Genomic DNA, 23,505 nt, shown 5'->3' with positions numbered 1-23,505 from the left:
GGCAACTTGTCCACGGTGCGGAACCCTTTCAGCGCTGCGTGGTCGGTGGATATCTTTTCGATGATGGCGCAGGGCTTTCAAGCATGCCGCCTGCAGCAGTCTGTCCAACGTTTCTTCACAGAGTTATCCACAGGTTTTTCAGCGGCATCCAAGTGTTTGCAGGGCTTTGAAAAACCTTGAAAAATCATCCACAAAGAGCGCCTGATCAAAAAACGATCAAACCTCTGCAGAGCACGGTATCAAAGGGCTTGAGCGAGATGCCACCATGTTTTCCACAGGCGGTTCCACATTATCCGTGGAAAAGATCCGGCCTGTGGAAAGATGGGCTTGGGAAGGAAAACCGGGGTATGTGGAGACAGGCCCATGGCAAGTTGTCCACATTGCGAATGGGGCCGCTCAGCGGCCCCGAATGAAACTCAGTGCCCGCCAAGGTAGGCGTTACGCACCTCTTCGTTGACCAGCAACTCCTGCCCGGTCCCGGTCATGCGGATCTGCCCGTTGACCATCACATACGCACGGTCCGACAGCTTCAGCGCATGGTTGGCGTTCTGCTCCACCAGAAAGATGGTCATCCCGCTCTTGGCCAGCTCGCGCAAGGTCGAGAAGATCTGCTTGACCACAATCGGCGCCAGCCCCAGCGACGGCTCATCCAGTAGCAGCAGCTTCGGCCGGCTCATCAACGCCCGGGCAATGGCCAACATCTGCTGCTCACCCCCGGACATGGTCATGGCCCGCTGGTTACGCCGCTCCTTCAAGCGCGGGAACAGCTCGTACATGCGCTGCATGTCTTCGTCGGCATGCTTGTCGCCGATGGGGATGGTGCCCATCATCAGGTTCTCCTCGACGGTCATGTCGGGGAATACCCGGCGCCCTTCCGGCGACTGAGCGATGCCGTTGGAGGCGATGTAGTGCGACGACTTGCGGGTGATGTCGGTGCCGCGATAAACGATGTGCCCCGACGCTGCCCGAGGCTGGCCGAAAATAGACATCAACAGGGTCGACTTGCCCGCACCGTTGGCACCAATCAGGCTGACCGTCTCACCTTCGTTGATGTGCATCGACACCTTTTTCAGCGCCTGGATCGGCCCATAGAAAACGTCCAGGTCCTTCAGTTCGAGAATGGGCGCACTCATACCAGTTCCTCTTCGTCTGCACCCAGGTAGGCGGCGATCACCGTCGGGTTGTGGCGGATGTCTTGCGGGGCGCCTTCGGCAATCACGTTGCCGTGGTCCAGCACCACGATATGGTCGGAAATGCTCATGACCATGCCCATGTCGTGCTCAATCAGCACCACGGTGATGTCGTGCTCGTCACGCAGCACGCGGATCATGCGGCTGAGTGCCTCGGTTTCCTGCGGGTTCAGGCCTGCTGCCGGTTCATCCAGGCAGATGACTTTGGGCCGCGTACACATGGCCCGGGCAATCTCCAGGCGACGCTGCTGACCGTACGACAGCTCGCCGGCCAGGCGGTTGGCGCAGTCGACCAGGTCGACCACTTCCAGCCAGTAGAAGGCGTGGTCCAGCGCATCGCTCTCGGCCTTGCGGTAGGCCTTGGTGTTGAGCACCCCGGCCAGCAGGTTGCGGTTGACCCACATGTGCTGGGCCACCAGCAGGTTTTCCACCACCGACATTTCCTTGAACAGGCGAATGTTCTGGAAGGTACGGGCCAGGCCTGCACGGTTGACCAGGTGAGTGCCGCCGAACATCTTGTAGTACATGCGGTTGGCAAAGCGCGCCGGCGACACGAAGTCCGCCGCCTGGAAGCGCTCGCCCAGCAGCTGGATGACGTTGGTGTGGCTGCCGCGAACGTTCAGCTCGATGCGCCCGCCGCTGGCCTTGTAGAAGCCGGTCAGGCAGTTGAACACCGTGGTCTTGCCCGCGCCATTGGGGCCGATCAGGGCGAAGATCTGGTTGCGCTTGACCTTGAGGCTGACGTCGCTGAGCGCCTTGATGCCACCGAACTGCATCATCAGGTTGTCGACCGAGAGAATGATATCGTCGCTCATGGCGCCACTCCTTTACGCGGGGTCACACCGGTACGGCTGATGCGGATCAGCCCACGCGGTCGCCAGATCATCATCAGCACCATCAGTACGCCAAACAGCAGCACCCGGTATTCGGAAAAGCTGCGCAGCAGCTCGGGCGCCACGGTCAGCACGAACGCTGCGATCACCACGCCCACGGTCGAGCCCATGCCACCCAGCACGACGATGGCGAGGATCAGCGCCGACTCGAAGAAGGTGAACGACGACGGGTTGACGAAGCCCTGGTAAGTGGCAAAGAACACCCCGGCCAGGCCGGCAGTGGAAGCACCCAGGGTAAAGGCCGACAGCTTGACCAGTACGTGGTTCAGGCCCATCGAACGGCAGGCGATCTCGTCTTCACGCAGTGCTTCCCAGGCCCGGCCGACCGGCATGCGGGTCAGGCGGTGCTTGATGTACAGCACGGCCAGCACGACGATGAACAGCACCGCGTAGATGAACACGAACTTGAGGTTGGCGTTGTAATCGAAGCCGAAGAACTCGTGGATCGGCACGCCGCCGTCCTTGGCCCGACGGCCGAACTCCAGGCCGAAGAAGGTTGGCGACGGCGCCGGCATGCCGTTGGGGCCACCGGTGAACGACAGCCAGTTGTTCAGCACCAGGCGGATGATTTCGCCAAAGCCCAAGGTCACGATCGCCAGGTAGTCACCGTGCATCCTCAGCACCGGGAAGCCGAGAATGCACCCCGCCAGTGCTGCGGCAATCGCCGCCAGCGGCAGCACGCTCCAGAAGCCCAGGCCCAAATACTGGTAGCCCAGCGCCAACCCGTAGGCACCAATGGCATAGAACGCCACGTAGCCCAGGTCGAGCAGGCCGGCCAGGCCGACCACGATGTTAAGGCCAAGGCCCAGCAACACGTAGATCAGCCCAAGGATGACCACGGTCAGCAGGTACTTGTTGGCAAACACCGGGAACACAATGGCAATCACGATCAGCGCGGGGATGATGTAACGCAAGCGCGACTTGTAGTCCGGTGCGTTCACATGCACGCCCGAGCCACCGCTTTCAAAGCCCTGGAGCATGCGCGTGCCAGCGGCGGTCTGCAGGTACAGGCTGAGCAGGAAGCGCCCCAGCATCACCCCGCCCACCAGCCAGGCCACGCGCCGCGGCTCGGCATTGAAGCTGTAGCCGTCGAGCACCACGCCGACGACCGGGCCAAACACAATGAGTGCCAGCAGGCCGGCGACGATGGTCTCCAGCAGGCTGCGTTTAAGGTCGAAACCCTTGGTTTCGGTAACAGCGGCAGTTTTGGCAACGGACATGTTCACACCTTAGCCACGAGCGGGTGACCCAGCAGGCCTTGTGGGCGGAAGATAAGGATCATCACCAGCAGCGAGAAGCTGAACACGTCCTTGTAGTCGGAGTTGATCAGGCCAGAGAACAGCGACTCGGAAATACCCAGGATGATCCCGCCGAGCATGGCGCCAGGCAGCGAGCCTATACCACCGAGCACAGCGGCGGTGAACGCCTTGATGCCGATGATGAAGCCGGCGTAGAAGTCGAAGGTGCCGTAGTTCATGGTGATCAGCACGCCGGCCAGCGCGGCCATGACTGCGCCGATGACGAACACGTAGGAGATCACCCGGTCGGTATTGATGCCCAGGATCGAGGCCATCTTGCGGTCTTGCTGGGTGGCGCGGCACATGCGGCCGAGTTTGGTGTACTTGATCACGTAGGTGAGCAGGCCCATGCCGACGAAGGCGGCCACCAGAATGAAGATCTTGGTGTAGGTCAGTTGCACGAAGCCGGTGCCGACTTCGACACGCATGGCACCTTCAAGCAAGGTTGGAACACCTTGCTGGCGGGCACCCTGGCTGATCTGTGCATAGTTTTGCAGGATCAGCGAAATGCCGATGGCGCTGATGAGCGGTGCCAGGCGGGTAGAGTTACGCAGGGGTTTGTAAGCGATGCGCTCGATGGTGAAGCCGTATACGCCCGTAACGACGATGGTGAACAACAGCGTGCCCAGCATCAGCAGGGGGAACGACTCGATACCGAAGTAAGCCAGCAATGCCAGGCTGATCGCCGCCAGGTACGCGGAGATCATGTACACCTCGCCGTGCGCGAAGTTGATCATGCCGATAATGCCATAGACCATTGTGTAGCCGATGGCGATCAGGCCATAGACCGACCCGAGGGTCAGGCCGTTGACCAGTTGCTGCAGGAAAATACCATCCATAACGCAATCTCACCTGATTGAGATTGCACGAGCGCCGACCACGGCGCGGGCCACCGGTGCGGGGCCCTCGCAGCGCAGAACTGTGCAGATCTACGAATAAAGACAGGTACCGCGGGGCTTGGGCCCGAGCATCAGCCCGGGCCGTGGGCCGTTGTTATTTTTGTTTTTCCAGCTGGTGGTATTTACCGTCTTTATCCCACTGGTAGACCACATAGTCGGACACGGTCAGGTCACCCTTGCTGTCCCACTTCTTCTCGCCCATCACCGTCTTGACCGGGTTGGCCTTGAGCCACTTGGCGGCGTCTTCGCCCTTGTTCGATTTGGCGCCATTGAAACCGGCGGCCAGGGCTTCCAGGGAGGCGTAGGCATACAGGGTGTAGCCTTCTGGTTCGGTACCGTTCTTGCGGAACTCCTCCACCACCGCCTTGCTGTCTGGCAGCAGGCGCGGGTCGGCGCCGAAGGTCATGTACACGCCATCGACGTACTGCGCGCCGCCAGCTGTGGCCACCAGTTCGTCGGTGACGATGCCGTCATCGGACATGAACTTGACGTCCTTCAGGCCCTGCTCGCGCAGCTGGCGCACCAGCGGGCCAGCCTCTGGGTGCAGGCCGCCGAAGTAGACCACGTCGGCACCCGTGGAGCGGATCTTGGTGACCACGGCGCTGAAGTCTTTCTCGCCACGGGTCAGGCCTTCGTACAGCACAGGCTTCACGCCGCGTTTTTCCAGTTGCGCCTTGGTCGCGTCGGCCAGGCCCTGGCCATAGGTGTCCTTGTCGTGCAGCACCGCGACTTTCTTGCCCTTGAGCACGTCAACGATGTAGTCGCCGGCGACGATACCCTGCTGGTCGTCACGGCCGCACATGCGGAACATGGCACTGAGGCCGCGCTCGGTCACTTGTGGGTTGGTCGAGCCCGGGGTAATGGCAATGATGCCCGCTTCGTCATACACCTCAGAGGCTGGAATGGTGTTGGAAGAACAGAAGTGCCCCACCACGCCGATCACTTTGTCCTGATCGGCCAGGCGGTTGGCCACGGCCACGGCCTGCTTCGGTTCGCAGGCGTCATCGCCTTTGACCAGGACAATTTTCTCGCCGTTGACGCCACCGGCGGCGTTGATCTTGTCGGCCGCTGCCTGCGCACCTTTCATGTACTGATCGCCAAACGCGGCGTTAGCCCCGGTCATTGGGCCCGCTACACCGATCTTGACGTCGGCCTGAACATACGAAGAAACACCCAGTGCTGTAGCCACGGCCAGAGCCAGGAAACCTTTCTTGTAAAACGTCTGCGACATGAGGTGGTGCTCCTAGAGTTTTTTTTGGTTGGCACTACAACTTCTCAACCCTGTGCTCAGAGCAAGGGCCGTGCCATAGGGTTTGTCTTCCGGGAAAACACACTGTGCTAGGCGCCAGCAGGCGACCGGCGGCCTTTTCTTTATTGAGCGTGCAACCGTCTGCCACGCGGCAGGCGCCACCACACGTACAGACAAGGAGCTACCGCCTGGTGCCATCATTGCAACCCCGCCAAGTGTTAACGTGCAACCAGCCTGTAACAGCGGACGTCACCGAACTGCACACCGCTGGTGCGCGACTGCTACAGGCGGCACCGTTTCAAGGCTAGCCGGTGCACGGAAAAACACCTCTGTTTTGGCTGTTCCGGCCTCTTCGCGGGCAAGCCCGGACACAACAAGCCCCAAAAGGCTGGCACAATGTCCGCCATTCGCCGCTTCCGGAGCCCCACTTGATGAGCGAGAGCGCATTCGCCGAGCGCATCGTGCACAACCTGCTCGACACCGACTTCTATAAACTCACCATGATGCAGGGTGTGCTGCACAACTACCCGGACGCCGACGTCGAATGGGAATTCCGCTGCCGCAACGGTGAGGACCTGCGCCCTTATCTTGGCGAGATCCGTCACCAGCTCGAACTGCTCAGCGACCTCACGCTGGATGATGGCCAGCTGGCCTTCCTCGAACGCATCAGCTTCCTCAAGCCCGATTTCCTGCGCTTTCTGCGGCTGTTTCGCTTCAACCTGCGCTACGTACGCATCGGTATCGAAAACGACCAGCTGTTCCTGCGCCTGAAAGGCCCGTGGCTGCATGTGATTCTGTTCGAAGTACCGTTGCTGGCCATCATCAGCGAAGTGCGCAACCGCCACCTGCACCCACGCATGCGCCTGGCTGAGGCCCGCGACCAGCTTCACCGCAAGTTCGACTGGCTGCGCGCGCATGCCAGTGACGATGAACTGGCCGAACTGCAGGTAGCCGACTTCGGCACCCGGCGGCGCTTTTCCAGCCGTGTGCAGGAAGACGTGGTGCGGGTACTGCGCGACGACTTCCCGGGCCGCTTCGTCGGCACCAGCAACGTCGACCTGGCATGGAAACTGGATATCAAGCCACTGGGTACCATGGCCCACGAATGGATCATGGCCCACCAGCAACTCGGCCCGCGCCTGATCGACAGCCAGATCGCCGCGCTGGACTGCTGGGTACGCGAATACCGCGGGCTGCTCGGCATCGCCCTGACCGACTGCATCACCATGGATGCCTTCCTTGGCGATTTCGACCTGTACTTTGCCAAGCTCTTCGACGGCCTGCGCCACGACTCCGGTGAACCGGTGGCCTGGGCCGAGAAAGCCATTGCCCACTACCAGAAACTGGGTATCGACCCGATGACCAAGACCCTGGTGTTTTCCGATGGCCTCAACCTCACCCGTTCGCTGGAAATCTTCCGTGCCCTGCGCGGTCGCATCAACGTCAGTTTTGGCATCGGCACCAACCTGACCTGCGACATCCCGGGTGTGGCCCCGATGAGCATCGTGCTTAAAATGACCGACTGCAACGGCGCGCCAGTGGCCAAGATCTCGGACGAAGCCGCCAAGACCCAATGCCGCGACGAGAACTTCGTCGCCTACCTGCGCCACGTATTCAAAGTCCCCAGCAAGGAGTAACCCATGCAAGCGGTTCAGCAAGAGATTGCACAGGCACTGAAGGTACAGCCGCCGTTCGCCGACACTGCCGCGCTTGAGGCCGAAGTCGCCCGGCGCGTGGCGTTCATCAAGGACTGCCTGGCCAACGCCCGGCTCAAGACCTTGGTGCTGGGCATCAGCGGTGGCGTCGACTCGCTGACCGCCGCCCTGCTCGCCCAGCGCGCCATCAACGAGTTGCGCGCCGAGACCGGCGACAAGGCCTACACCTTCATTGCCGTGCGCCTGCCGTACCAGGTGCAGCATGACGAGCATGACGCCCAGGCCTGCCTGGACGTGATCAAGGCCGATGAAGTGCACACCGTCGACATTGCCCCGGCAGTGAGGGCGCTGGCCGCCGAGGTTGTAGAACTGAAGAATGGCTCGCCAACCCTGGTGGACTTCGTGGTGGGCAACGTCAAGGCGCGTACGCGCATGGTCGCCCAGTACACCATTGCCGGCGCACGTGCGGGCCTGGTGATCGGTACCGACCACGCCGCTGAGGCGGTGATTTCTACCCCCCTTCACTAAAGTGCACACCCCCCTTCGTATCGCCTACCCCCCCCCCTTTCCCCCGCCACATTTCCCCACCCATAATTCACATGATTAGTACACCAACAAATTTGTCTGGATGGCTAAGGTGCGAAGATGAAGGTGATCACTGTCAAAGCGAAGCCCTTAGACCTTAGTGACTCAGTCCTCGCCCGAGGACCGTACCGGGAACAGTTCCTTGCTCAGCCCGAAGCCCGGAATACTCAAGTGGTGGTCACGGGGTGCGTGTTGATAGGGAATGACGAGCAGGTTCAGCCTCTGACCTCTGACTACCTGTGCCGCAATTACCGCAAGACCCTGCTGGCTGATGCCACGACCACCTGCTACGCAAGCCGCATCTCTTACCTCTTGGATTACCTAAGAACCCAGGTTGAGTTTGAAGGAAGTGATCGAGATGAAGCGCTGCTTAGCGTTACGGTCGGTAGGCTCGAGCAGTACCTAGCCGGCCTTAATAAAGCAGGACTTGCGCCGAAGACAGTGCAAGGCAGGGATGCAGCGCACCATCATCTCTTTAATACGTACCTGTGCAAGCGCTTCGACGAGCGCGCAGCGTTTAGGGAGGACAACCCGTATTCGGATGGTCTGATCTGGAGCGGTAAGGCCAACGCCTTAGGCATTGTTCAGCCCTGCAACATGGATGAGCTGGAGCAGCTGATTCTGCATGCAGAGTGTGAACGTGAGCGCTGCCTGATCCAAGCCATCTACGACACGGGAGTCCGAAAGTCGGAGGTTCCTCGAATCACATTGCAGGCTGTGCGGGATGCGCTCAACTTCCAGCGGCTTTTGTTCATCACCACAGGCGACATGCCTCCTCTAAAGGCTCCGTATTGCCCGCTACATATCCTAGGGAGCAAGGGATTCAAGAACCAGATCAACCCTCGAACCACGTTGGTGAGCAGGACGACGCTGGAGCGGATTGAGGACTACCACAAGACCCCGCTTTATCGGAGGTTTGCAAAGAACTATGCGTCTCCGGAAGAAACCCCTGCGTTCTTCAATGCATTGGGTCAGCCCTACACCAAAAAAAATGTCGAGAAGCTCTTTGAGCGAGTCTGTAAACGCGCCATTAAGAAAGGAAAGATCAGGCGTCTAATTTCGCCTCATAAGCTGAGGCATGGTGGCGCATACGCCATTCTTCACAGCCCTGATTTGGGTAAGGACTATATGGATCGCCTGGCTACGCTTATGAAGTCTTGGGGGCATAAGAGCCCGGAAACATCTGAAGGTTACACGCTTATCCCTTTTGACATTTACCTAATGCTAGCCGAGCCTAATTCAGTGATGAGAACGAAATCCAGCGAGATGGAACTTCTGCGAAATCGAACTACTAAGCGCATCCGAATGGGAGATAGTAAATGACATACAAAACTCCCAAAAGCGTGCGTCACGACGAGATAGGGCTAGCCAAGCGCAAGCGTTTGGAGCGCGATATCACAAAGGAGTTTGAGGCTTGGGCTATTGAGGTCAAGTCCAGCAGGAATAATCTGCTGAGCGTTCCGCTCCAAAAAAAGGGCGAGCCAGCTATAGCTTGCAAGTATTTACAAGCAAAGTTTAAGTGTGATTACAGTGTTTGCAGTTCACGAACCGAAATCCTTAATTCGGTTATCGATGCAATGATTAAAGAAAAAATCATCATCACAGGCCACAACTCTTCTTCGAATGAATGGCGACGCAAACTACTGGCATGGTACGAAAGCCTCAGCGACAATGAAAAACAATCCATCCCCATTATCGCCAACACTATTTCAGCACATAGATACCTCAAGCATATTCCTGGAATGGAAAACCTTAAATGGGCTCGTTCAAATCTTCCATTGGTCGAGAAAACGTTCAATGAAATAATTACCGACCTGGAAAAGCGCGGGGTTATCAACTCTAACTACAAGACAACCGCAGAACGCCAACTGGAGATCAAAAAAAAGAGAGAGCTATCACCTCGAGGTGATAGCTGGGAGAAGCAGCTGAAGGATCTGCAAGCCGTTCCTCTTTCCCATATCGATGATCTAGTTCCAACAGATCCTGCCAGGCCGTTCGTACAAATCTTTCATATGTTCGCAGCTACATCTCTGAGGAGGAAAAGCGAGGAAAGCCAACGGAACTTTGTAGAAAGCTTCAGGTATGTAAGCAAGCATTTGAAGAGTGTTGGCTATTCAGGGATCGAACATGCCTTTGATTGTATAGGGCCAAACTATTTACCGAGATTTCGCAATTTCCTAATGGAGGAACGTTCCAGCGGAGCAATCAGTTCGCATACAGCCAACTCAATCATGGCGAATACGCGACAGATGATGAGGCGGGCCCTAAATATAAAAGGAATTGGCTTTGCAGCTTTCATCTATGCAGAGGGCTTTTATGCAAAACGCGACTCTGGGGAGTACTGCCCTTATCCCGCCAAAGCTCGGCAAGAAATTAAGGAAGCATGCGAGCGGGAGATAAAAATAACAAATGAGCTGGCTACTGATTACATAAATTTCAACGGCGGATGTGATCCTATTGATGAGCAAGGCAATCTCCGACGAGGAAAAGCGACGCTTGACAATGCTCGCTGGATTTTCGAAAAGAAGCTCAACTGCCAGAGGATAAGCGCAGCGTTCGCCGACATGAGCAATGTTTATGAAAAAGGGTTTTGTCAGATTTTCCGCTACGCGCCTCAGAGCATTGTTCAAATCTACGAAAGCTGGGGCATAATTTATGCGCACACCTCACGCTTGCTTGCCCCCTATGTAATTCGTCTAGCACAAATTACCGGCCTTAATGCCGACCCGCTTAAAGCTCTCGATATTGATGACTTCATCAAAAGTCACGCGATCACCAAACGTCCATATTTGCGTTACTGGAAAGAACGCTCCGACGGTGAAAAACTGTTACATCTGGACCTAATGAAGGCGGATTATAATTGGTTAAGTGTTGCCCAGAGCATTGAGGTTGAAAAGATTTTCAGGGATGTAATTTTCTTGACTCGTAACATTCGAAAAAACGCGGCCCCTTCAATAAAGAATAGGCTTTTCCTTTACGAGTCCGGAGACTCTAAAAATTTCCGAGAGATCAAATCTCTCGAGCGCTCCGCTGTCATCAATGCCATCATGAATAGATTCGCTAAAGATCACGGATTGAAGGATGAAAAAGGTAATGATTTAGCGATATCCGCGTCTCGGCTCAGGCCAAGCCTCGTAGCTGAACTGGTCGACCAAGGTGCATCTATCCGTGAAATCCAGGTGATCCTCGGACACAAGCACATCACGACTACTTTGGGATATCTGGACAAGCTTGAGTTCAGCAAAATCGCGCGAAAGGTGGTTGATGAAGGTTTGCAGAAAATTCACAAAGAATATGTACTCGCGGAGCCGAGCATTGCGGACGCATCCAATCGCACCATCGACACCCATAACGATTCTCACTCCACCGCGGTCTTCATCAGAACAGGGTTAGTAGAGTGCCGTGACGCATACGATCCGCCCCCTGAGATCAAAGAGCTCTCTGACTACAAAGAGGGCAACCCTTGCTCGCTTTTGAATAAGTGCCTGTCGTGCCGCAACTGCATCATCACGGCCTCCAATTTGCCTGACCTTTTCGCTATGCAACGCGATTATCGTGCGATGCTAGAAACTAGCAACGTCGCACAGACACCGTACGGTCACATCATCCGGGAAAATCTTTTAACTTTGGGCAGCATTCTCACTCCTTCTCCACAGGGTTTCGATGCAGAGCAGTTAGAACTAGCTGAGCGACTGTCTGAAAATATCCTAACGAGCACCTTGGTAGAAGGAATGACACTCTAATGGCAATGTTTGAGACCCTGATCTACCAAATCAAACCATTAAGAGAAGAGTTCGCACACCTGCTTAGCGCGCAGCATGATCCTGAGGCAGATCTTGCGTGCGCCAATTTGCGAGATTTAGGAAAAATCGCTAATGCGCTCACAATCTTCAACGCCCTTATGAATCTTCCCGTAAGCAAAATTAGCGTCATGAAGGATATGATATGGGACTTCAATGATGAAGCACATTTGATCGCGAGAAACATAGAAGGTGCTAAATCCAGAATTGATTTCGGAATCTATACAAACCTCAACTCGACCATTTTGTTTGAGCTCCGTATCGCTTTCATGTGCATCCTCCAGATGCCTGGCGCCGTTCGCGCAGGAAGAAAAAACAAGTCCGCTCCCAAGCCACATACAGTTATCGACATCTTCAAAACGGTTATCCCTTTCGTAGATAAGCTTTGCGAGCACAAGCGTCGTGATCTGGGTGGCGAATTTTTCGAGTTATCATATTATAGTCTCGCTGATTTTTGCGAAAGCGACTATGTCGACCAGGCAAAAAAATTTGATCGAGCGTACACCAAATCAATCCACCAGGGTTTCAAGTTTCTTCGCTCTCATTTTTTGGCAGAAAATCTTTTCGAGAAGCCATTACCACACGTTGAAATGTCATCTCTGGAGTGGATCAAAAATAGGGTCGCAAGCCCTAAACATCGTGAAAGGCAAAAATATTTTGATAATGATATTTTCGAAAAATGCTCACGCCAGGCGACCTTCGCGGTGGTCGATTTCCTCAAAGCATTAGCAGAACCAGTCCATGACAAAGATGGACTGGATCGCGCCAAACTGAGCAATTATGACCGAGCATCACAGGTCAAACTAACCCGCAGAAATTATGATATCTATGTAGCAATTCGACTCTCTTCAAAAAACTATCCTGGAAAAGATATCGTTCCACTTCTCTACGAACCTAATGAGGAGTTTTGGTCACCGCAGCAGCAGGGATTATTCAGAGATCAGGAAGGGTTACGGAAGCTGACGAACGCAAAAATTGATAAAAACTTCTATCGTTACCTTACTCACATCAACAATAGTGCCTATTACATAATTGGCCAGTACACTGGCATGAGACCATCTGAGCTTTCAGGCATCCTGGCTGAAGGGTGCCTGACGACCGATGACTTTGGACACCACCTAATACTAAGTACCGTTATAAAAAATAGACAGGCCACCACCAAAATTTTTGGAGATACATGGGCTGCAATCCCGGTCGTCCTAGATGCTGTTAGAGTGCTACAGCTATTAAACAGATTCAAACTAAACCCTTGGCTCCTGACTAACATGAACACTGTAAGCCCAGGACAGCAAGATAAAGCCAAACCAATAGTGAAATTCAATTACCTGCTACAAGCATTCTTAGCAGAAACACTTGAGCCCAAAAAGGTCGGCGAGCTGGATGTCTCTCCGTACACGCTTCGGCATTCCCTGGCCCACCAGATGTTCCGTGCCGCTGTAGGATTGCCATTTATTTCATATCAGCTCAAGCATTTCGGCAACTTGGTCAGTAGCATCGGGCAGAACCGCCTGAGCGCTGTTACCATTGATTACGGCAACATCGGGTCTGCACTCACGTCCGATGCCGGTCGAGAAGCGATTAACGCTATACGACATGACGCTGAAAAAGAGTTTGTCATGAACGCGTGTAACCCAGACGGCGGCTTTGTAGGTGACAATGCTGAGGCTCACCGTCAACGGCTGAGGAATTACTTTCAGGGCTACCTTGAAGGCGGTTACTCCAAGGACGAGATCTTTGATCGGATGGTTGAGGTTGGCTTCGCGATCATCAACGTGGGTCAGGGTTACTGTTATGGGGATGCCACGGAAGAATTCGACTCATCTCTTCCCTGTATTGGCTCACTTCGTTGCAACCCGTATCGCTGCAAGAACGCGGTGGTCACCAGAGCCAACGCACCTAAATGGCGAGAGGTCTATGTACAGAACACGATCGCTCTTCGCCAGTTGGAGTCGCAGGCTGGAGCCAACGGGCAGATGATTCATGCTGGCTTTGCGAAATCGATCATGCAGATGAAAGCAGCCATTGCGGAAGCGGAAGCAGTTCTATTGGGTCTCGGAGAAGAGTTAACGGTATGAGCTCGGCACACTACGACGATAAGAACGCTGAACTGGCTGCTGCCATTACGCAGCAGTTGAACGAAACCCTGCACAGACTAGAGAAAGACTCCTCCCTTCCTGCCTCAGCTTCCTCATTGGCCAAGCTATCTGGTGTCCATCGAAACACCATATACAACCGCAAATGGCCATTGGTGAAGCTTAAAGAGATCAGGGCCAAGCGAGCCCTTCAGAAAGCAGAAGAAGCTTCCTCAAAGGCTGTTCAGAAGTCACCCGAGGAGCTGCTTGAGCTGAGTCGGCTAGAAGTCGTCTACTGGTTCACCCAACTACAGGATGCGCGAAGCTCAGTGGCATCGTTAACTAAGAAAGTCAAGGAAACCGAATCAAGTCGGAATTTTTATATGAACATAGCTTTAGAGCGGCTAACCAAAATCAACGAACAGGCATCCGAAATCATCAAGCTTCAGGATGCGCTCGCACTGCAGGAGGAAGAGATTTCACAGCTAAAGCTCAGCTTGAACCCCGAATAGTGTGATCCTAGCCTCCCGTCTCGCTACAAATTTCAGCCGAGTAAGCCTGGCGCATTGCATCATCGGTAATGTAGGAATCAGCTTTCCCTGAAAACAGCTATTTGAATACGAACCTGTGCATGGCTTCGGGGCTTGTTAGTTTATTTCACTAACCTTTGAGCTTATGGAGCTGTATCACCTTGCTCCAGAGAGATGTCGCTATGTGGCAGACTTGCAGTCCGCTTGCAGGACACGATTGCCGCTCATTCCCTAAACCATTTTCCTCGGCAAGATACCTAGGGAAAAATAATCGCCTAAATCTAACCCTGCAACACCGGATAATGCTAAAGCCTGAATATTAATCACAATGGCTGAGCTCCAGAGCGCAGGGTCATCACTAGCCAATAGGCTATGCCAGCTTAGCGCCCCTTATGATCATAAGAATGATCGCAAAATACAGGGCGCACGGTGGCAAAGCGTGTGGACTGTTCGAACATGTAGGCAATGCGTAGCAGATCCAGATCTCGCCTGTAGCGCCCGACAATCTGAACCCCAACAGGTAGACCTGTCTGCGAGAATCCACACGGCACGGAGATAGCAGGATGGCCAGTGACAGATATGTAGTAGGAAGCGCTCATCCAATCGATGTAGCTTCCCATGGGAACAGCATTAATTTCGGTGACGTACTCCTGTTCGACGGGGAATGGCAGAACCTGGCTCACTGGGGTTACCAGAAAATCATACTGGGTCAAAAACTGGGAAAGCTTCGCAAAGCATTGACTTTGCAATCTCTGCGCTTGTGCAATTTTCAGTGCAGTCAGATTTCTACCAAGCTCCAGGTTCCACCTCACCGTATCCTTGAGCGCGTCTTTGTGATCCGGGTATAGGTGGCCGTAGGTCGTTTCGAAAATCATTCCCCGCAAGGTATGAAATGCTTCATGCGCACCGGTCAAGTCCGGCGTTGCCTCCTCGACTTCACAGCCAAAACTGGAAAACACATCCAACTGTTTTTGAATTACCTGAATGACTTCAGGTGCAACGGGTAGGCAGCCCAAATTGGGTGACCAAGCTATGCGAGCACCAGAGAAATCATGCTCTAGCCGACCGGAGAAGCTCGCTGAGTCTTGTCTGAATGAACAAGGGTCGCGCGGATCCTCACCACAGATCGCATTGAGCAGTAAACCGACATCCTCAACACTTCGGGCCATGGGCCCTGATGCACATAGGACATCGAAGCCATTCACGACTGGGTACTGCGGGACAACACCAATCGATGGCCTCAGCCCAACAATATTGCAGAAGCTTGCAGGGTTTCTTAGAGATCCGCCCATGTCGCTCCCATCGGCAAGTGGGACGAAACCACAGGCTAATGCCGCCGCAGCCCCACCACTACTGCCACCACAGGTGAGATCAAGGTTGTAGGGATTGCGCGTTGGGCCAAATACCTGATTAAATGTCTGCGAGCCTGCCGCAAATTCAGGTACATTCGTCTTCCCCACTGAAATAGCGCCCGCCTATTGGGACTTTTCGACAACAGCATTATTTTCGGTTGGAACAAAGTCTTTGAACAACGGGGATCCAAATGTAGTGCGCATTCCGGCCGTGAGGAAAGTATCTTTATGAGCAATAGGTAGTCCATGCAAAATACCTAATTTGTGTCCTTTGACCTGTGCTTCATCGGCATCAAGTGCACGCTTCAGAGTTCCTTCCACATCCAACGTTACAATCGCCTTCACACGACCGTTGAAATCTTCGATCTGACTCAAATGCGCCTGCGCGACATCTCTCGAACTAATATGCCCCGCCCGAATTTCTGAAGCCAACTCAGTAGCGCTTTTAAAACACAATTCATTAGACGCAGACATGCAGCCTCCGCACACGCAACGGGTGGACACTAAACTTTGGCAAGTGAAATATTACGCGTCTCGGGCATCTGCCAGGCCGCGATAAATGAGCCTAGGCAAAGAACCATTAGGGAGAGGGTGAATAAATACTGCCTATCCATATTGGTCAGCAGTGTATTTAAGTAAGGAGCAGTTCCTCCGAACAAGGCCACGGAGAGTGAGCTAATTAAACCGATGCCCATGGCCCGCGATCGGGTAGGGAGTTGCTCAGCCATTAATGCAGGGTAGATCGAGGTGAGCATCGCCCAAAAAATCAACGCAACAGACTGCGCCCAGAACAATGTCCATGCGCTGGAAGAAACCAGCCAGTTAAGCGGGAAGGCGAGCAAGAACATGCCACTGGCGAAGGCTAGACACATGGGCCGGCGGCCAACTCGATCGGAGAGCGCTCCGAAAACAGGTAATGCTACGAGGCCCACCAGCTGAGCACAAAGACTTGCCACATAGGCGTCGCTGGCAGATATGCCTTTGACAGTGATCGCATAGGTCGAGGCAAATACACACCACGTGTAGTACGTGATGGTCGAACCGCCTGTCAAAATCACCAACCTCAAGCCTTTATAAAAATTCGATGTCGAATTTTCAGTCTGGGCGCCGGTGTCGCTCCCCTGCTCTTTTTCAAAGATCTCGCTTTCGACCATCCCACGTCGCATAAAGCAGGCATAGAGTCCTAGCAGCGAGCCTACGAGGAACGGAACCCGCCAACCCCAGTCCAGCATCTGCTCGGCAGTAAGGGTGCTCGTGAGCAACGTGCCGAGTGCTGTAGCACTGAGGGTGCCGATTGAAACCGCCACATATACTGCGCTCGACCAAAAGCCGCGGGAATGATCGGGAGCAATTTCGCTTATTTAGACGTAAGAGGCTGCGCTCTCTCCGCCATGCGCTAAGCCCTGCCCAATTCGAGCTACGACCAAGATAGCGGAGCTGATCACTCCCACCTGTTCATATGTGGGAGCCAGGCCAATCACCAAGCTGCCTATAGCCATAAATGAAGTGGTAGCAATCATAGCGAATCGACGGCCTTTGACATCGGCGATCCTGCCGAAGAAAACCCCACCTATCGGTCGAGCGACAAAGCCCACTGCGAAGATAGCCAACGTGGCTAGAAGCGCCGATAGACCTTGGGATTTGTCGAACATGTTCTGAGCGAGAAACGACGAGAAAATGGCGTAACACTTCCAGTCGAATCACTCCATTGCATTCCCAACGCTGCTCGCCCATAACCCTTTAAGCCGAGTGCTTCGAGCCTTAGCGATTGAAGGGCCTGAGGGGGCATCCCCCGGATCCGAGATTGAGCTAAGCCCTACAGAGGTGACATTCATGTAGCCTCCTGGTGAGTTTCTTATTTTAGTGACCGGGGGCCTCAAGCCTGCGCGCTCAAGGCAGACTGGATGCTAAGTTCCTGTAATTTAAATTACAAACAAATCAACTTTACGGTTTCTGTAATGAATACTACTTTAACGGAGCAATTCAGGCCTCACGGGGCTAACAGGAGCGCCGGACAGAACATCGTCTGCGCTAAACCGCTGTACAGCCGGGGATCGGCCGATCGGTGGCGTGCTGCGCGTCAGCGACGATTTCGAATACGAAATGGTCGGCGTTAGCACCGCGAAAATCGCCAACGAGAGAACCCCGTTTAGGGGCGACAAGCAACCAAGCATTGAGGCAGGTGCGGCCCCCCCAATGACCTCACGTCCGCTATTTTCAGTAACGCCGACGCGCTCGTCAGGGCAACATGCACCTCATTCCTCGTCCACGAAAGTGGATACTGAGGGCGCGTCTACTTTCACCAGCGTATAGCGCGATCTAGTGCATTTAACCCCCCCTAACAAATCAACCAATGTCCATAACAATGCCGCAGGCCGATAACGCAGTGACTTTAAAAATCAGCGCTGCGCAAAAACACCGAATTAACAATCGAAGACACTGATCTGTTAGCGCCGCGCTCAACGAATTCATTGCAGGTCCAGGTAGAAACTTCATAAGACGTAGTAAAAGGGTAATGCAATCATTTGACTCGCCCACTCTTTTGCAGCTAGAGGTGGCGGTTCGTCAGTAACCAAGCTTACCGGCTATGCCTTCCAACCTTTCGCGCTAAACCTCCGCCGCTCGTCGTCTGCCCCCTCACAAGCCGCTTCGCGCTACGGGAAATACTGGACAAATAGCCACCACAGGCGATACTCTTGGCTATGTAAGTGTAAGAGTTTTTAACTAAGCTCGACACAAACACAAACTGGAAAGGAGTCCTTTACATGTTAGCTCTCAGTGATTCAGCCTATTAGTTGCACTGCTTAGGGCAAGAATTGGTTTCGTGAGTTGATGGCTCTGAGAAACGACCTTGATGCAGGGCATTTTTAAATGGCTAATGGTAAGATACTTAGGCAGCTTTTCAAGGCAGGTGCTCTCGGAGACCCTGCAGCATTTCGACGAGCGTCTGAAGCTATAATTGAAGAAGAGCGCCAAAAACAACATCATTTATTAGCAAATGATCTTGAGCAGATCCTCTACGGCGGGGATATGCACGTGCAGTCCACGCGAAAGCCCCAAGTCTTGACCGATATTCCGGTCGATAAAGAGCGTGGGCTACCGCTTCTCGACATAAGACCGCCGAAGCGCTCCCTTGAAGAGATCATCCTGCCAGACAGCAGTACAGCAATGATCGACGAAATGCTTGAGGAGCATCGCCGCGCAGACGTTTTGAGAAGCTATGGCATGAAGCCCTCAGGCAAGGTCATTTTCTTCGGCCCACCTGGATGCGGTAAGACGCTGGCCGCCGAAGTCATAGCGTTCGAGCTCGACCGATCTTTGGCAATTGTTCGGCTTGATGCGCTTGTGTCCTCCTTCCTAGGAGAGACTGCCGCTAACCTGCGTAAAGTCTTTGAGTTCATTGCCAAACACCAGCTGGTCGTTTTATTTGACGAATTTGATGCGATTGGTAAAGAGCGTGCAGATAGCTCCGAGCACGGCGAGCTTCGACGTGTAGTGAACGCCGTTCTACAGATGATGGATGCCTATGATGGGCAAAGCCTTATCTTGGCTGCGACGAATCATGAAAATATCCTAGACTCAGCAATTTGGCGCCGGTTTGATGACGCCATCGAGTTTCCATTACCCGATCACAAACAGCTAAGTGCATTGTTACAACTCAAATTACGGGGAATTCGACGCCAGTTCGATGTTGATGATGGTGAGTTGCTTGCAGAGTTTGAAGGCAAAAGCGGTGCGGATGTTGAGCGTGTTGTAAGGCGCGCGGTTAAGCGTATGATACTTAGGAATCAAGAGTTCCTCACCGTGAAAGAGTTGCGTAGCGCACTGGTACGAGAGGGCCTCCGAAAACACTAACCCGCTGCTATCAAGGATGATGAATTGGCTACCTATAAGCACCTGAGCTTTGAGCGCGAGAACCTTGACAACACGAGACGCTCAAAACAACCCCCCAAGTTCACTACCCGTGGTGATCTTCGAGGGCATGGTCAGAAGCTAAATGGTTACTTTGCTACCGCAGCGGGAGCTGCGCGTCTACAGCAGCGGTCTTCAGAAAACTCTCCCTTTGTTCTCAAGCTCCAGTACGACGGCGCCATGAGCTTCGACAAGCTCGAGAAGCATGGCCTGGAATTCATCAGCCAAGAAGGTAAGCAGATATGCGTCGTGTTTGCCGATGAGGCGGGCTTGGCCGTCTTTCAGGAACACCTGAACAAGCTGGGTGTGCTTGGCGAAAACGTCACCTATAAACAGGTATTGGAGGCTATCGAGGGCATTGATGCCTGGTCTGCCGAGGATCGAAAAAGTTGGGCGTTAAGGCACATTGGACTGCCCGACACGAACACCTTCAAGCTGGATGTCGAACTTTGGCCTCACCATGTAGCGAATCATCCTACACGTCTGCGTCTACGCGTCTCGTTTGAGAAATGGCTTGCTGAGGCTGACATCACCACCATCCACAAGCTCAATTACGACAGCTTGGTCATGTACCGCGTGGAAGTGAGCAAGGCTCAAGCCGACGCCCTACTGGACCACAGCGACGTGCGCTTTGTCGATCTGATTCCTCAGACCGGTATTTCCTATCCCCAGTTAAATCGAGACATCGCCGACCTGCCGCTGGATATCCCTCAGCCGCCTCAAGACGCGGCGCGGATATGCATTCTCGACAGTGGTATTAACACGAACCATCCCCTACTCAGAATGGCTATCGGCGAGAGCGAGTCGTTTGTCGACGGTCAGGATCCGTTCGACGAGGCAGGGCACGGCACCGCTGTGGCAGGTATCGCATTGTATGGTGATGTAGAGGCCTGTAATGAAGGCAATTTCTGGAGGCCGCAGTTCTGGCTGTACAACGGCAAGGTCATGCGCAAATGCCAGCAAACTCACAATGCGGTGTACGACGAGCATACAGTCGAAGCGACGCTCACTGAAGCTGTGGATCACTTTGTCGGTTTGGGCTGCAGGATTTTCAACCTCTCACTCGGCAATAGCAACGCCCCATACGATGGTACCCATGTTCGAGGTCTTGCTTACATCCTCGATGTGCTCGCCCGCAGACATAATGTCCTTTTCATCGTGTCGACCGGAAACTTTGCGGGCTCGGATGATCCTGCAGTGCCCGTCAACAGCTGGCGTGAGGAATACCCAGAGTATTTGCTTCACGAGCGGAGTGTCATTATCGATCCCGCCCCAGCAATGAATGTTCTGACTGTGGGCAGCATTGCTCGACATGACGCTACGTACGATAGCCAGCGTTACCCTGAGATACATCAGCTGGCACCCGCCTGTGAAAATCAGCCGTCACCATTCACCCGCCATGGGCCTTCGGTGAAAGGGGCTTTTAAGCCGGAACTGGTCGCTCCTGGTGGCAATCTAGCGTGCCCTATGAATACGCCAAACAATCAGTGGCGAATTGACATGCGCGGGCTGGGGGTTCTGACCATGAACCATGAGTGGCAAGGTCGTACGCTATTCAAAGAAATCAGTGGCACCAGTTTTTCGGCACCCTATATCACTCATCTCGCTGGCCGGCTCCTGAACGAGTACCCGAACGCCTCGGCCAATCTCCTACGTGCCATGCTTGTCAACCATGCGTCACTTGCCCAGCAAGTGCACAGCACCTTTTCTGACGAGATGCGAGCGGGATACAAGGCCAACAAAGCCACATACAATCGGGAAATCTCCCGTGACGTGGGTGGATATGGCCAAGTCAACGAAGCAGATCTGTTCCGATCGTCTGACCAATGCGTAGTGTTGATGTGTGAGGAGGCAATCGAGAAAGACTCCTGCCAATTCTTTGAGTTGCCCCTTCCAGCATCGTACCTGCGGTCGACCAGAGCGGTAAGGGAGCTCACCGTGACCCTGGCATACTCGCCAGTGGTTAAAACAACACGACTGGACTATCTAGCCACCCAAATTAGCTATCGTTTGGTGAAAGGCAGCTCGCTCGATGAGGTGCAGTCATTTTTCAATAAAGACACGCAAGGCGAAGCAGATACACGGAACGATGACGCATCGACAAATCGCGAAGTCTCAGCCCAGCAGCGAAGCCGTGGAACAGTCCAGTCATCCAAATGGACGTTCAAACAACGCAATCCCAATGAAAAATGGTTTGTCGTCGTGATCCGACAGGATAGGGAATGGAACCATCCAGACGTACTGGACAAAGAGCCTTACTCGCTGGTGGTAACTGTTGCTGACCGAGATAACGAACACGCTCAGCTCTATACTGAAATCCAAGCAGCTCTGCAGCTCCAGGCACAGGCACGCGAACTGGCGAGGCAGAGAGCAACAGTTTAATCGCGAATCTGCTTAGTCCGTGTCCTGCGGATCCCCCAGGCACGAACACCTTCTGGCAGTTAGCGTGAATACGCTGCTGCAGTACTGATGATGGATGCCTAGCAGAGCGAAGCAGTCGTGCCCGCCACCTTGTAAACCACTTTTTTGATCTGTAAACCACAATGGTTTACAGGTCAAAAAAGTGGTTTACAACAGACTGATACGCCTAACTCATGACATGACCTCCGAAATCTAATCGGAGGTTTTGGGACTTTAACCAAGCTGGAAACTCAATGCAGAGCAGTAATTACCAGCCAGAAAAATCCTGACAACCATTAAGCTCTACCTCGCCCTCAACAACATCAGACAATGCTTTCTCAAGGATCGCCAACCCTTGCGCCGCTATACTTTTTGTTATATTGAGTGCTGGCGTTAGTTCAATTACGTTACTATGGATGCCCACATAATATACGACGAGACCTAATTGGAACGCCCGAAAAACAACGCGAGCAGCAAGATCCTTTCCACTTACTCCCGGAAGAATATCGTCTCTGAGTTCAATACCTAACGCCAGCCCAATACCACGCACCTCGTGAATCGCAGGTTGTTGTGTTGCTAGGACATTTAAGCGGTCATGGATGTAAGCACCAACGTCGTTGGCATTGCGCAGCAATTTTTCCCCATCAATTGTCTGAAGAACTGAAATTGCAGCTGCGGCGCAAACAGGGTTGCCATGAAGTGTCTGGAGAGAAAAGCCGGTACTGAAGTTCATCAGCCATTCTGGCCCTATCACGGCCGAGATTGGCAATCCACCTCCTAAGCCCTTCCCCATGATCACGACGTCTGGTTCAATATTGAAATTCTCAAATGCGTGGAATACTCCTATTCTGCCAACGCCAACTTTCACCTCATCGGAAACAAGCAAAACTGCGTTATCACGGCATCGCTGCTGCACAGCCTCAAAAAATCCAGCAGGCGGAACCAGTAATCCACCGTCGGCTTGGATAGGCTCAATGAAAAATGCGCCGTAATATCCCGGTCTCGCAGAAATCGCCTCATCAATACAGGCTAGGGCCTCGCACGCTTGCGAACGACTGGCCGGGTACGGTATTAAAGTCAGGTGTTCTGACCTAGTGGCTCGCTGAAAAGGGTGCCCCGAGAAGGCCATTGATCCGCTCGTACCACCGTGATAAGCCCCCTCGAATGCCAAAATGCCAGGCCGGCCAGTGGCAGCACTGATGACCCGGTTTGCTGTCTCGTTGGCATCTGACCCCGAATGGCCGAACCATACCCGTCCTGCTGCTCGAGCAGGTGTGCGGGCGAGCAACATCTCTGCCAACTCGACAGTGGGCAGATTAGCACTGGAAAGATAACTAGCACCCGCCTGATCGGAGAGCGCGCTGTTTACTGCCGAACAGATGGCTGCATGGGAATGACCTAGAGAAGCAGCTCCCCAAGAGGCAGAAAAATCGATTAGAGTGCGCCCATCGTCTCCACGTAGTGTTGCGCCTTTGCCTCCGGTTACCGCGAGAGGGAAAAACCGGAGATGGGCTAGCTTGGAAATCGAGCATAAATCTCGCTCATATAGGCCAGAAATCGAACTCCCAGACTTTGTACCCTGCGAATCTGAACGATTATCCATTACACCCTCCAGCGTAGCTATTCTTATGCAATTCTGCGACTAGCCGCACTCTCACACGAAGTTAATT

13 protein-coding genes and 3 pseudogenes are annotated in these 23,505 nt (G+C 53.9%); 8 read left to right on the top strand and 8 right to left on the bottom strand.

Annotated elements, in window-relative coordinates; translation table 11 throughout:
- Positions 1-416: 416 nt before the first annotated feature.
- From D8767_RS03720 to D8767_RS03700, 5 genes are all read right to left on the bottom strand, one after another.
- On the bottom strand, positions 417-1,133 hold the full coding sequence (locus D8767_RS03720; RefSeq protein WP_016712243.1) for an ABC transporter ATP-binding protein: 717 nt from the start codon (positions 1,131-1,133) through the stop codon (positions 417-419).
- Positions 1,130-2,005: an ABC transporter ATP-binding protein gene (locus D8767_RS03715; protein WP_016712244.1), complete on the bottom strand. Its 876-nt coding sequence runs from the start codon at positions 2,003-2,005 to the stop codon at positions 1,130-1,132. Before D8767_RS03715 ends, D8767_RS03720 begins: the two co-directional genes overlap by 4 nt.
- Positions 2,002-3,303: a high-affinity branched-chain amino acid ABC transporter permease LivM gene (livM, locus tag D8767_RS03710; protein ID WP_016712245.1), complete on the bottom strand. Its 1,302-nt coding sequence runs from the start codon at positions 3,301-3,303 to the stop codon at positions 2,002-2,004. The genes D8767_RS03715 and livM overlap by 4 nt, the downstream gene beginning before the upstream one ends.
- Positions 3,304-3,305: 2 nt before the next feature.
- The gene (locus tag D8767_RS03705; protein WP_016712246.1) at positions 3,306-4,220 is read right to left on the bottom strand and encodes a branched-chain amino acid ABC transporter permease; all 915 of its coding nucleotides are present in this window, start codon (positions 4,218-4,220) and stop codon (positions 3,306-3,308) included.
- A 154-nt stretch (positions 4,221-4,374) separates the two neighbouring features.
- Positions 4,375-5,511, bottom strand: a complete 1,137-nt coding sequence (locus D8767_RS03700; protein WP_016712247.1) for a branched-chain amino acid ABC transporter substrate-binding protein — start codon at positions 5,509-5,511, stop codon at positions 4,375-4,377.
- A gap of 449 nt (positions 5,512-5,960) precedes the next feature.
- Here D8767_RS03700 and pncB point away from each other — a divergent pair, with 449 nt between their 5' ends.
- The 6 genes and pseudogenes from pncB to D8767_RS03670 all read left to right on the top strand — a co-directional run bounded on the left by pncB (position 5,961) and on the right by D8767_RS03670 (position 14,153).
- Positions 5,961-7,166 (top strand): nicotinate phosphoribosyltransferase, encoded by a 1,206-nt coding sequence (gene pncB / locus D8767_RS03695; protein WP_016712248.1) that lies wholly within the window; start codon positions 5,961-5,963, stop codon positions 7,164-7,166.
- Positions 7,167-7,169: 3 nt separating this feature from the next.
- A pseudogene (gene nadE / locus D8767_RS03690) lies at positions 7,170-7,694 on the top strand (NAD(+) synthase); the annotation flags it as partial.
- Positions 7,695-7,829: 135 nt separating this feature from the next.
- On the top strand, positions 7,830-9,092 hold the full coding sequence (locus D8767_RS03685) for a tyrosine-type recombinase/integrase (protein WP_016712250.1): 1,263 nt from the start codon (positions 7,830-7,832) through the stop codon (positions 9,090-9,092).
- Positions 9,089-11,512 (top strand): tyrosine-type recombinase/integrase, encoded by a 2,424-nt coding sequence (locus D8767_RS03680; protein ID WP_099814358.1) that lies wholly within the window; start codon positions 9,089-9,091, stop codon positions 11,510-11,512. The genes D8767_RS03685 and D8767_RS03680 overlap by 4 nt, the downstream gene beginning before the upstream one ends.
- Positions 11,512-13,644: a site-specific integrase gene (locus tag D8767_RS03675; RefSeq protein WP_016712252.1), complete on the top strand. Its 2,133-nt coding sequence runs from the start codon at positions 11,512-11,514 to the stop codon at positions 13,642-13,644. The genes D8767_RS03680 and D8767_RS03675 overlap by 1 nt, the downstream gene beginning before the upstream one ends.
- Positions 13,641-14,153, top strand: coding sequence for a hypothetical protein (locus tag D8767_RS03670; protein ID WP_016712253.1), 513 nt, complete (start codon positions 13,641-13,643; stop codon positions 14,151-14,153). Before D8767_RS03675 ends, D8767_RS03670 begins: the two co-directional genes overlap by 4 nt.
- A 398-nt stretch (positions 14,154-14,551) precedes the next feature.
- On the opposite strand, the pseudogene D8767_RS03665 reads toward D8767_RS03670, so the two are convergent.
- Both D8767_RS03665 and D8767_RS03660 read right to left on the bottom strand, forming a co-directional pair.
- Positions 14,552-15,997, bottom strand: a pseudogene (locus D8767_RS03665) (amidase).
- Positions 15,998-16,026: 29 nt separating this feature from the next.
- A pseudogene (locus tag D8767_RS03660) lies at positions 16,027-17,202 on the bottom strand (MFS transporter).
- A 1,192-nt stretch (positions 17,203-18,394) separates the two neighbouring features.
- On the opposite strand from D8767_RS03660, the gene D8767_RS03650 reads away from it, so the two are divergent.
- Both D8767_RS03650 and D8767_RS03645 read left to right on the top strand, forming a co-directional pair.
- On the top strand, positions 18,395-19,378 hold the full coding sequence (locus D8767_RS03650; protein ID WP_016712254.1) for an AAA family ATPase: 984 nt from the start codon (positions 18,395-18,397) through the stop codon (positions 19,376-19,378).
- A 24-nt stretch (positions 19,379-19,402) separates the two neighbouring features.
- Positions 19,403-21,817 carry a S8 family peptidase gene (locus D8767_RS03645; protein ID WP_099814357.1) on the top strand — a complete coding sequence of 805 codons (2,415 nt, stop codon included), beginning with the start codon at positions 19,403-19,405 and terminating at the stop codon, positions 21,815-21,817.
- Between the two features lie 286 nt (positions 21,818-22,103).
- Here the strand turns inward: D8767_RS03645 and D8767_RS03640 are convergent, their stop codons facing one another.
- Positions 22,104-23,438: an aspartate aminotransferase family protein gene (locus D8767_RS03640; protein ID WP_202799575.1), complete on the bottom strand. Its 1,335-nt coding sequence runs from the start codon at positions 23,436-23,438 to the stop codon at positions 22,104-22,106.
- Between the last annotated feature and the right edge of the window lie 67 nt (positions 23,439-23,505).

The sequence above is a fragment of the Pseudomonas sp. LTGT-11-2Z genome (assembly GCF_003691445.1).
In the GTDB taxonomy this organism is placed as follows: domain Bacteria; phylum Pseudomonadota; class Gammaproteobacteria; order Pseudomonadales; family Pseudomonadaceae; genus Aquipseudomonas; species Aquipseudomonas monteilii.
This window is presented reverse-complemented; position numbering and strand designations above follow the sequence as displayed.